At 44.9% G+C, this 11,287-nt stretch carries 8 protein-coding genes, 1 rRNA gene and 1 other annotated feature; of the genes, 3 read left to right on the top strand and 6 right to left on the bottom strand.

What is annotated here, in order from left to right; translation table 11 throughout:
• Window positions 1-217 precede the first annotated feature (217 nt).
• Both E2L07_RS19170 and E2L07_RS19165 read left to right on the top strand, forming a co-directional pair.
• A complete protein-coding gene (locus E2L07_RS19170) occupies window positions 218-2,143 on the top strand; it encodes a bifunctional metallophosphatase/5'-nucleotidase (protein WP_134230372.1) in 1,926 nt (641 codons plus the stop codon).
• 93 nt (window positions 2,144-2,236) lie between these two features.
• A complete protein-coding gene (locus tag E2L07_RS19165) occupies window positions 2,237-3,139 on the top strand; it encodes an acetamidase/formamidase family protein (protein ID WP_010896209.1) in 903 nt (300 codons plus the stop codon).
• 417 nt (window positions 3,140-3,556) lie between these two features.
• Here E2L07_RS19165 and serS read toward each other — a convergent pair whose 3' ends face one another.
• The 5 genes from serS to guaB all read right to left on the bottom strand — a co-directional run bounded on the left by serS (window position 3,557) and on the right by guaB (window position 9,637).
• On the bottom strand, window positions 3,557-4,834 hold the full coding sequence (gene serS / locus E2L07_RS19160) for a serine--tRNA ligase (RefSeq protein ID WP_134230371.1): 1,278 nt from the start codon (window positions 4,832-4,834) through the stop codon (window positions 3,557-3,559).
• Window positions 4,835-4,896: 62 nt separating this feature from the next.
• Window positions 4,897-5,104, bottom strand: a binding site (T-box leader).
• Entirely contained in the window at window positions 5,104-5,694 is a 591-nt protein-coding gene (pdxT, locus tag E2L07_RS19155; protein WP_053432627.1) for a pyridoxal 5'-phosphate synthase glutaminase subunit PdxT, read from the bottom strand. (Overlaps the previous feature by 1 nt.)
• A gap of 19 nt (window positions 5,695-5,713) precedes the next feature.
• Window positions 5,714-6,598, bottom strand: a complete 885-nt coding sequence (pdxS, locus tag E2L07_RS19150) for a pyridoxal 5'-phosphate synthase lyase subunit PdxS (protein WP_166740129.1) — start codon at window positions 6,596-6,598, stop codon at window positions 5,714-5,716.
• Between the two features lie 139 nt (window positions 6,599-6,737).
• The gene (locus E2L07_RS19145; protein ID WP_053432625.1) at window positions 6,738-8,072 is read right to left on the bottom strand and encodes a serine hydrolase; all 1,335 of its coding nucleotides are present in this window, start codon (window positions 8,070-8,072) and stop codon (window positions 6,738-6,740) included.
• A 107-nt stretch (window positions 8,073-8,179) separates the two neighbouring features.
• Window positions 8,180-9,637, bottom strand: a complete 1,458-nt coding sequence (gene guaB / locus E2L07_RS19140) for an IMP dehydrogenase (RefSeq protein ID WP_010896204.1) — start codon at window positions 9,635-9,637, stop codon at window positions 8,180-8,182.
• 129 nt (window positions 9,638-9,766) lie between these two features.
• Here guaB and E2L07_RS19135 point away from each other — a divergent pair, with 129 nt between their 5' ends.
• Entirely contained in the window at window positions 9,767-10,720 is a 954-nt protein-coding gene (locus tag E2L07_RS19135; RefSeq protein WP_134230370.1) for a YaaC family protein, read from the top strand.
• Between the two features lie 276 nt (window positions 10,721-10,996).
• Here the strand turns inward: E2L07_RS19135 and rrf are convergent.
• A 5S ribosomal RNA gene (gene rrf / locus E2L07_RS19130) occupies window positions 10,997-11,112 on the bottom strand.
• Between the last annotated feature and the right edge of the window lie 175 nt (window positions 11,113-11,287).

Below are 11,287 nucleotides of genomic sequence, written 5' to 3'. Positions count from 1 at the left end.
CTCGCTGTTGATCGTATTCGTACTAGCCATCAGCAACAACAAGCTGCTTAAATTTTTAAAAATGAAATTTTATAAATTCTGCCCGTCTCAAAATTTATAAATTAAGCAATTATGAAATTGATTCAATAAATTAATTTATTGTTACACATCGTTGGAAATCGGCTATCTTCTGGTACACTAGAAAAAGATCACCATTTTAATGAAAGGATGAATTTTTATGAAAAAAGCAATACTCTCACTTATCTCATTTTTTCTTGTCCTTACATGCTTTCAAACGCCTTTTGCTGAAGCTAAGGGAAAACCTCATGTGACAAAAGAGGAGTATCTCATCACCCTTCTTGATGAATTAGAACTTGAGGTTGCTATGTACGAAGGGGCCGATGTGCCATTTTCCGATGTCTCCAAAGAAGCCATTCCTTACATAGAAGCAGCTATTCGGATGGATATTCTTGACAACACGTTAGGAGCAGAGTTTGGCGCCACACGGCCGATTAGTAAAGAGGAAGCATATGTTTTACTGATTCGGGCATTACAGCTTGAACCCTCTAACTTAGATGTGCTAAAAAAAGTTCGTGATCAGCGGCAAATCACCTATCCAGCAGAGGTAGCGGCTGCTCTTGAATATGGCCTTGTTGTGCTCGAAAAAAACAACAAGCTTCGGCCAAAAACGAAATTGACTCGAACAGAGCTTACCGACATGTTTGAGAGGCTAGATGAAAACTTTGAGCGCCTCTCCATTGTACACACGAACGATCTTCACGGCCGAATTCTTCCCAATGAAAGCAATGGTGAAATGGGATTAGCAAAAATCGCCTCCATCGCCAATTCCGTGCGTGAATCAAACTCAGAAAGCTTGCTGCTTGACCTTGGGGATACGTTCCACGGCACAAACTATGTGAACTTCAACGAAGGGGAAGCTGCCGCCGAAGCGATGAACCTTATGGGCTATGATGCGATGGTGGCAGGGAATCACGATTTTAACTTTGGCTATGAGCGGCTTGTTCAAATAGCTGAGGAGACTTTAGCATTCCCACTCCTAAGTGGTAACGTCCTTAAGACTGAAACAGGGGACACCCTATTCTCCACCCATCAGATCGTTCAGATTCACAATCAAAAGGTGGCGTTGATCGGCTTAACAGCTTCTGACACTCCAGTCAAGACACATCCCGATAACATTAAAGGCTTAACGTTTACCGATGAGGTGGAGGCTGCCCAATCGCTCGTCAATCAAATTGCACCGACCGTCGATCATGTGTTTCTTCTCACCCACATTGGCTATGGTGTCGACCGTCAGATCGCTGAACAAGTGGAAGGGATCGATTTAATTTTAGGAGGGCACAGCCATACGACGCTAGAGTCACCAGTGAAAGTAAACGATACGTATATTACGCAAGCGTATGAGCACGGAAAAGCTGTAGGCGTAACCTATGTCTTATTCCATCAAGGGGAATTCGCCTCTGCTTACGGCCAGCTTATTAGAGATTACCCAGGTTTAACGGCTGATCCTGAGGTTGAGAATTTACTCGATACGTATAAAAAAGAAGTAGAGGACGCTCTTGCGGAAGTGATTGGCACGGTACCCGAACGACTCGTTGGTGCGCGCGAGATTGTTCGCACCCAAGAATCCAACCTTGGGAACCTTATTACCGACGCCATGCGAGACATGACAGGCGCTGACATTGCCTTTACGAATGGTGGAGGCATCCGTGCAAACATCGAAGCAGGCGACGTGACAAAAGGAGACGTAATCGCTGCATTCCCATTTACGAATACGGTGATAGCCCTTGAAATCACAGGGGAGCAATTATTTCAATCACTCGAGCATTCGGTTCGTTTAGCTCCAGCTGAAAACGGAGGCTTTCTTCAAGTATCTGGCGTTCAGATGACGTATGATCAAACGAAAGCACCAGGAGAACGTATTATCGATCTTACGGTTAACGGTGAACCTTTGGATAAAAATAAAACGTATACAGTTGCCACTAATGACTTTTTAGCAGCTGGCGGTGATGGTTACTCTTGGTTGGCCGATGGAACCCTCGTTATCGACACGGGTGAATTGCTTAGCGAGGCGGCTAGTCGTTACATTGCTTCTGGTCAGCCAATCCCTCCTGTGGAAGGACGAATCCAAGTGGTTGGGCAATAATCCCTCACCTTTCCTCAAAGCCAATCGTGCTTTGAGGATTTTTTATTCCCTTTTATGGTAAAGTAAAGCTGAAAGGCATAAGGAGGCTAAGCTATGATTCGACTATCGAATGAGAACACCATCTTTTTTATGGATAAGGAAAATGTCCCTATCGCTTCTTGTCAATCAGGGGATACGGTCATTTTTGAAACGAAGGATTGTTTCAGCGATCAAATAACGAATGAAGAGCAAGCGCTCACGTCCATTGACTTTAACCGAGTAAACCCCGCTACCGGCCCTCTCTACGTCGAAGGAGCCAGACGAGGGGATATGCTTGAAATCGAGATACTCGACATCAAGGTAGGCAAACAAGGTGTCATGACTGCTGCTCCTGGACTAGGAGCACTTGGCGAGTCCTTAAACTCACCAACAACAAAGCTCTTTCCTATCGAAGGGGATGACGTCGTTTATTCCACGGGTCTCCGCCTCCCTCTTCAACCGATGATCGGAGTGATCGGAACGGCACCGCCAGGAGAACCGATCAATAACGGTACCCCAGGACCACACGGCGGCAACCTAGACACGAAAGATATTAAGCCAGGAACAACGGTCTATCTTCCAGTGGAGGTGGATGGAGCATTACTCGCCCTCGGAGATTTACATGCCGCAATGGGAGATGGGGAAATCCTTATCTGTGGTGTTGAAATTGCTGGCACCGTTACGTTAAAAGTAAATGTCAAGAAAGAGCGAATGTTCCCCCTTCCTGCGCTTAAAACAGATACCCATTTTATGACCATAGCCTCTGCGGAAACGTTAGATGCAGCCGCTGTTCAAGCGACAAAAAACATGGCTACCTTTTTAGCGAATCGCACAGCACTGTCGATAGAAGAAGCAGGCATGCTTTTGAGCGGTGCTGGTGATCTATACGTCAGTCAAATCGTCAATCCACTAAAGACAGCGCGTTTCTCATTAGCTTTGCATTACTTTGAAAAATTGGGTGTTGATCTATGTAACTAACGAAAGCCCCCACTTGGAGGATGGAGTCAACCTTATCCTATTGGGACTCACACCATTCGACGAGGAAAGGGAAGAACCTCCTCTGAATGAAATTTCATTTTCACTTTATAATCAAAAATAGAGGGCGTTCACTCTTGTTGAAACGCCCTTTTTGAGACAGCTCCTTTGCTTATTCGTTCGAAATGGCGACTTGGCGGACGCTTTCACCACAGGCACAAGTGCAACATCGACTCACGCCCACTTTGTTTGCATGCGATTTTTTTGCGTAACCAAACGGCTACTTATCTGCAGTATACCATGAATCAACTCGTGCTTCGGATCTCATTCCAGAGAACCACACAAAAATCGGGAGAACCGTTTGATGCGGTTCTCCCGACTTTATGTTTTAAGGTGCTTTTGCGACAGCCCCCTTTGTAACTACGCCTCAAACTTTTCCATCCCACCCATATACGGGCGAAGCACTTCTGGAATGACAATTGTTCCGTCTTCCTGTTGATAGTTTTCCAAAATCGCTGCCACCGTACGGCCAACAGCAAGGCCAGAACCGTTTAATGTGTGAACGAACTCAGCTTTGCCTTTCGCCTCTCGACGGAATTTAATGTTGGCTCTGCGCGCTTGAAAGTCTTCAAAGTTACTGCAAGAAGAAATTTCCCGATACGTGTTTGCGCTCGGAATCCATACTTCTAAGTCATACTTTTTCGCTGCTGTAAAGCCGAGATCAGCCGTACACATGCTCATCACCCGATATGGAAGCTTCAGAAGCTGCAACACCTTTTCGGCATGGCCTGTGAGCTTTTCAAGTTCACCATAAGAATCTTCAGGTGCTACAAATCGAACGAGTTCGACTTTATTAAATTGGTGCTGCCTGATCAGTCCACGGGTATCGCGCCCAGCAGAGCCTGCTTCAGAACGGAAATTCATGCTGTATGCCGTGTAAGCGATCGGTAGCTGATCCGCAGATAAAATTTCGTCTCGATGCAAGTTGGTCACTGGGACTTCTGCTGTCGGAATGAGGAAATAATCCTCCTCGCGAATTTTAAAGGCGTCCTCTTCAAACTTCGGTAATTGTCCCGTTCCAGTCATGCTCGTACGATTGACGAGGTATGGCGGAAGAACCTCCTCATAGCCGTGCTTGTCGTGATGGAGATCCATCATAAAGTTAATAAGCGCACGCTCTAACCGCGCTCCTGCCCCTTTATAGAAGGCAAAACGGCTTCCTGTGACTTTCGCGGCACGCTCAAAATCAACAATACCTAATGCTGTGGCTAGATCCCAATGGGCTTTCGGTTCAAAAGGAAAGTTCGGCACTTCCCCCCATTTACGCACTTCGACGTTGTCATCTTCCGTTTCACCAACAGGAGTGCTTTCGTGGGGGACATTTGGAATCGCAAGCAATAGTTGATCAAGCTCTTCATCAAGTTGACGCAATGTTTCATCTAACCCTTTAATCTCATCAGAAACGTCACGCATTTCTTTAATGAGATGATCTGCGTCTTTCTTTTCCCGTTTAAGCTGAGCGACCTCTTGTGATACTTGGTTACGACGGCTTTTTAATTCTTCTACCTTTACAATCACTTGCCGCCTTTTTTCATCTAGGCTACCAAACTTTTCGAGGCCTGAAATGTCCTCACCACGTGTTTGCAACTTTTCCTTAATTCCTGCAAAGTCTTTTCGCAACCGTTTAATATCCAACATATAAAACGCCTCCTTTGGTATCGAATCAATGTTTATATACAAAAAAGCTCTCATCCCTAAAGAAAAGGGACGAGAGCACCCGCGTTGCCACCCTTGTTGCCAGCTATACCGCTGACCACTCATCTGGATAACGGCCAGAACCGGAAACGCCTACTTATGTTCAGCATTCCACTCAAGGATGGATTCATAGGCACCTCTGGCTAGTTCGCACCGTCCACTAGCTCTCTGAACAGAAGTATTCCTATTACTAGTTCCTCTCAACGCATTGTTTATGATTGAGCAATGGTTTTTGCTTCTTTTACCATTTGGACGAAGTATTGATGAAATCTCCGATCATCCGTCAGTTCAGGATGGAATGAACAACCGAGCAAATGACCTTGTCTAGCGACAACAATTTCATCGCCAAACTTGGACAGCACGTCCACATTTTGACCCACTTCCTGAATTAAAGGGGCACGGATAAAAACCGCACGTACGTCATCGCCAACGCCTTCCACAATCAAGTCTGTTTCGAAGCTTTCGCGCTGACGACCAAAAGCGTTCCGTTGCACTGTCATATCCATTAATTCAAGATGCCCATGATCCTCTCCATCAATACGTGCCGCCATTAAAATCAACCCAGCACACGTACCAAATACCGGCTTGCCCTGTGCAGCGAATGCCTTCAAAGGTTCAAAAAAGCCATATTTATCGATGAGGCGGCGCATCGTCGTGCTTTCCCCACCAGGGAAGACAAGACCGTCCAACTCCTCAAGCTGCTCTACTTTCTTGACAATGCTCACTTCCACCCCAGGAGCTTCGAGGCAGCGGACATGCTCCCTAACGGCTCCCTGAAGTGCCAATACACCGATTTTCACCATTGGCTTCCTAGCTTCCTTTCTACCAGCCACGCTCTTGCATACGTTCAGAAGCATCCAATGTAGAAATCTCAATCCCTTTCATTGCTGTTCCAAGACCTTTGGATAATTTCGCAATGAGATCATAATCTTCATAATGTGTAGTCGCTTCAACGATCGCGCGAGCAAATTTCTCTGGTGTTTCTGATTTGAAGATACCAGAACCGACAAATACTCCGTCTGCACCTAGTTGCATCATTAATGCTGCGTCTGCAGGTGTTGCCACGCCGCCGGCTGCAAAGTTAACGACTGGGAGCTTGCCTGTTTCTTTAATACTTAATAATAGCTCATAAGGAGCTCCGATGTTTTTTGCCTCTGTCATGAGCTCATCTGTTGACATGTTAGAGACCTTACGAATTTGTGCTTGCATCATGCGCATATGACGTACAGCTTCGACTATATTTCCTGTTCCAGGCTCGCCTTTTGTCCGAATCATGGAGGCTCCCTCACCGATTCGACGAGCGGCTTCGCCTAAATCACGTGCACCGCAAACAAACGGCACGGTAAAGTCACGCTTGTTTAAATGGTATACTTCATCCGCTGGTGTTAAAACTTCACTCTCATCAATGTAGTCAACACCTAACGCTTCAAGAACACGTGCTTCAACAATATGACCGATTCGGCATTTTGCCATGACTGGAATTGAGACAGCATTCATCACTTCTTCAACAATTGTTGGGTCTGCCATACGCGCAACACCACCGGCTGCACGAATGTCTGCAGGAACTCTCTCAAGTGCCATAACTGCTACAGCACCTGCTTCTTCAGCAATTTTCGCTTGTTCTGCGTTCACAACGTCCATGATGACGCCGCCTTTTTGCATTTCTGCCATTCCACGTTTGACGCGATCCGTACCTGTATCCACCATCATCCATTCCTCCTATACCGATGCTCTTCACTACTCATTCACATAGTATCTCAAGTCATCCATAAGATTATCATAAATTTCAGTAATTATTGTAGCACGAAACGAACTTTCCGCAAAGGCGTATGACACCTTTGACCTATTATGAGAACCAACCGCGAACGGTATCAGCCGCTGCACTCCAAACGTTGGAGAAAAAACCACCGATGCCTCGCATGAGGAGGGAGAACCAACCTGCTCGCTCAACATCTGCATCTGTCACGAGAGTCGCCCCACCTTGCTGGTCTTCATAGAGATAGGCCGTCTCCCCATCACCGGAATACGTAAGGGTAATCTGACCTACCGCTTGTCCAGCCTCTACTGGAGCCTCAAGCCCTCCATCTTCATCAAGTGATGATTCATCAATCGTAACGACTGGATCATAGAGTTCTTCTTCTCCATTACGGACAACCGCATGCAATGGTTCACTTGTTGAAATGGAAACCTCTCGCTCTTTTCCTGAAGATACTGGCAATGTTTGGGCTTCTGCTGGTTGAAATCCTGCTGGTAACACTTCTGTATGAGTAAAGTTGTTAAAGCCATAATCTAATAGCTTCGCCGTTTCTTTAAAGCGGTCATCCCGCGTCTCAGTGCGCATCACAACGGAAATCAAGCGCATGCCGTTCCGTTCAGCTGTTCCTGTAAAGCAATTCCCTGCTTCGGCTGTATAGCCGGTTTTTAAACCGTCAATTCCTTCATAATCGTGCTGTGGTCTAATCCCTTTAAGCATCCAGTTCCAGTTTTCCATTTCAATTTCTTCGCCTTCACCAGCACGAAATGTTTTTTCTGGGATGCTCGCCGTTTCTAAAACTTCAGGATAATCCTTTAGGAGGTTATATGCAAGCTTGGCCGTTGCTCTAGCAGACATGACGTTTTCCGCATTCGCATCCGTTCCTTCCGGATGATTCCCTAGCAAATCTTTGTTATTTAAACCAGATGAATTCACAAACTTGAAATCTTCGAGACCTAATTCTTCCCCTTTTTCATTCATCCGTTGAACAAAGGCGGATTCGGAGCCTGCGATTAATTCTGCTAAAGCAATTGTTGAAGCATTGGCAGAATAGATCGCCACAGATTCATAGAGTTCCTTTACAGTGTAAGTCTCATCTTGTCTGAGAGGAACATTGGATAACTGTACATATAAGGAAAGCTCTCGCACGTAATCACTAATCGGAACTTCCTGGTCCCAAGAGATTTCCCCTTCATTTATGGCTTCGAGGATGAGATATTCGCTCATCATCTTCGTCATACTTGCTGTAGGTAAAACGGCATCAATATTTTTTCCATATAAAATTTTTCCTGATTCTGCGTCCACTAAAATGGCTGATTCTGCCTCTAATTCAAAAGCGGCGTTGGCCGTCATTGCTGGCGTAAACATAGAAAAAACCATAGCCATGGCAAGGACAAGAATGAACCATTTTTTGGTCTGGTGTTTCACGTTTTCTGCACCTCCACTAACTGTCACATAAACGATATTTTATCACATCCTTTCATAAAAAAATAGATAGGGAAGTCCCCTATCTATGAATTGTTACAACACCGTAATTATAATGTATAGTTTGGTGCTTCTTTTGTAATCTGAACGTCATGTGGATGACTTTCTCGTAATCCAGCACCGGTAATACGAATAAATTGCGTATTTTCTCGCAGTTCATCAATCGTCTTCGTTCCACAATAGCCCATACCTGCACGAATCCCGCCGACAAGTTGATGAATCGTATCATGAAGTGGCCCTTTATAAGGGATTCTTCCTTCAATTCCCTCTGGAACGAGTTTCTGATTATTTTCCTGGAAATAACGATCCTTACTTCCTTTTTCCATCGCACCGAGAGACCCCATCCCTCGATATACTTTAAATTGGCGCCCTTGGAAAATTTCTCTCTCCCCAGGGCTCTCTGAAACACCTGCGAGAAGGCTTCCAAGCATGACGGCATGTCCACCTGCAGCTAGTGCCTTGACGATATCTCCAGAGTATTTAATTCCTCCATCAGCAATAATTGGTACTCCGTGCTTTCTCGCTTCATTTGCGCAATCATAGACAGCGGTAATTTGAGGAACCCCAATTCCTGCAACAATTCGAGTCGTACAGATGGAGCCAGGCCCAATTCCTACTTTGACAACATTGGCACCAGCTTCAATTAAATCTCTTGTTGCTTCAGCTGTTGCTACGTTTCCAGCAATAATCGTTAAATCAGGGTATTGCTCGCGAATGGCTTTTACTTTTTCTAGGACACCTTTTGAGTGACCATGGGCTGTATCGATGACAATGACATCGACACCCGCCTCCACCAACGCAGCAACTCGCACATCAGTATCAGCAGATACGCCAACAGCAGCCCCAACAATGAGACGTCCTTGGGAATCCTTAGCTGAATTCGGGAACTCGATTACTTTTTCGATATCTTTTATCGTAATAAGCCCTTTTAATGTACCACTTTCATCAACGAGTGGTAATTTCTCAATTTTATGCTTTTGTAAAATTTCTTCAGCTTCTTTCAACGTCGTACCGACTGGTGCGGTCACTAAGTTTTCCTTTGTCATCACATCATCTATTAACGTGGAATAATCTTCAATAAAGCGTAGGTCGCGGTTTGTAAGGATGCCGACAAGCTTTTGATCTTCGTCAACAATAGGGACACCGGAAATCCGATACTTACCCATTAAGTGTTCCGCATCAAAAACTTGGCGATCTGGAGTTAAGAAAAAGGGATTCGTTATAACGCCGCTTTCTGATCGTTTAACTCGGTCTACCTGCTCTGCTTGCTCTTCTACAGACATGTTCTTATGAATAATTCCAAGTCCACCTTCGCGTGCAATGGCGATCGCCATTTTCGCTTCTGTCACCGTATCCATCCCTGCACTAATAATCGGAATGTTAAGTTGTAATGTTTCCGTTAGCTTTGTTTTAACTGAAACATCTCGAGGTAGTACCTCTGATTTTGCAGGAACGAGTAACACGTCATCAAAGGTAAGCCCTTCCTTTTGAAACTTATTCTCCCACACGTTTTATTTCCCCCTCCGCAGATTTTCCTAAAAATATTATTAGTAGCTTATCAAGTGGGCAAACTACTGTCAAGAAACGGGTAAATGTTCGATTTTTCAAAATTTTAATCAGGGAAAGGAGGTATTTTTTTGACTGAACATCGCTGGGAAAAACTTCTCCCGTTTTTTTCTGCAACCTATACGAGAAAGTATCTCTTTGACCGATATGAACAACAAGAAATTGCCCAATCTTCAACTATGAGTTATCGCACATGTTACGCATTTATGTACCATCTTCAACATGGAAAATTGTTTCTTGAACAAGGAGCAAATGCACCTTATGAAATCAAGCCAGTTCTTTTTTTCTATGGACTTATTCAGCTTTTAAAAGTATGTATCTTAACCGTCGATCCTGAATATCCTTCTTCATCACAAGTTTTAGCTCACGGGGTTACTACGCGGAAGCGCAAAAAAAACCGCTACCGCTTCTTTTCAGATGAAGTGAAGGTGCAGCGCCATGGATTGTTTTCCCATGTTCTCGACAAAATGTTTCACATGAAGCAGATCAATGGGGAAAAATATCGAATGGAAACGTTGTTGCTTCATGCGCCAATTCTGTTTCCAGTTCTAGAATCAATCTATAAAAAAACGTTAGCAGTTCCTTGCCATATCGATGAAGCAACCTTACGTATTCCAACGACGCTACTCGACCATTATCACATGACCGAGACACGCTTTGAAACTTATTTAAATGACTACAGCGTGAAAAAATTCACTCGTCAAGAAAGCTCTGAATCTGGGGATTTTTTAATGTTCAAAGCTTCATCACCCTTAAATCCTTTTAAATGCCACCCTTTTCTGTACGAATCAAAATCGAAAGTGTGGCTGCTGACAGATCGAGAAGAAACCTTACACTTACCCTCGATTGCCATTCATTACTTGCTTCTATACAATTTGAGCATGCTTTGCCGATATGAAACAGAGTGGTGGGGTGAGTTGTTCCATACATTTGATGGGGAGGATTTGCCCATTATCCTTCGTTTGCTTGATGGATACGAGCAACTGATCCCAGAGTGGATCTCTGCTTTCTTATTGGGAGGGTAGGGGCATGATGCTTTTCTTTGGCGCCTTTTCATGGTGTGGCCATCGGCTTTCCTTCGATGACTCTGCTCCTTCGGATCAACGCTCTTCAGCGCTTTTTCTGCTTCAGATGACCGGCGAGCTTCTTTGTCAGCTGCGCTTGTTCCTTCCTGTCACGTATGTTGATATACGTTCAGTTTTCACTCGCTTGCTTCCGCAAATCTCTTGATCCTCCTTGTAGAAACAATTTTACTTTTTGACAATAAAAAAAAGCACAACCCGATTGGATTGTGCTTTATCGCTTGGCAGCGTCCTACTCTCGCAGGGGGAAGCCCCCAACTACCATCGGCGCTGAAGAGCTTAACGACCGTGTTCGGCATGGGAACGGGTGTGGCCTCTTCGCTATCGCCACCAAACCATTTAGTTACGGCTTCCGATCAACGTCGCATTTTGGTGTCATCTTCACTCCTCCAGATCCTCACGTACCGTGTGTACGCTCCGGTCTGTCGTCGCTCGATTCCTAAAACTGCTCGTTTCTCGAAACCCTTTCTTTGGACGTAAGAGAATAATCCCTTGATCCTCTTTGTAGAT

The sequence above is a fragment of the Halalkalibacterium halodurans genome (assembly GCF_004376175.1).
GTDB lineage: Bacteria > Bacillota > Bacilli > Bacillales > Bacillaceae_D > Halalkalibacterium > Halalkalibacterium halodurans.
Note: the sequence above shows the minus strand (reverse complement) of the source record. Positions and strands in the feature narration are given on the sequence as shown.

Bases quoted from the DNA above. Each gene is read 5' to 3' on its own strand.
- E2L07_RS19165 (WP_010896209.1), top strand. From the start codon at position 2,237: ATGATTCGACTATCGAATGAGAACACCATCTTTTTTATGGATAAGGAA.
- serS (WP_134230371.1), bottom strand. From the start codon at position 4,834: ATGTTGGATATTAAACGGTTGCGAAAAGACTTTGCAGGAATTAAGGAA.
- pdxT (WP_053432627.1), bottom strand. From the start codon at position 5,694: ATGGTGAAAATCGGTGTATTGGCACTTCAGGGAGCCGTTAGGGAGCAT.
- pdxS (WP_166740129.1), bottom strand. From the start codon at position 6,598: ATGGTGGATACAGGTACGGATCGCGTCAAACGTGGAATGGCAGAAATG.
- E2L07_RS19170 (WP_134230372.1), top strand. From the start codon at position 218: ATGAAAAAAGCAATACTCTCACTTATCTCATTTTTTCTTGTCCTTACA.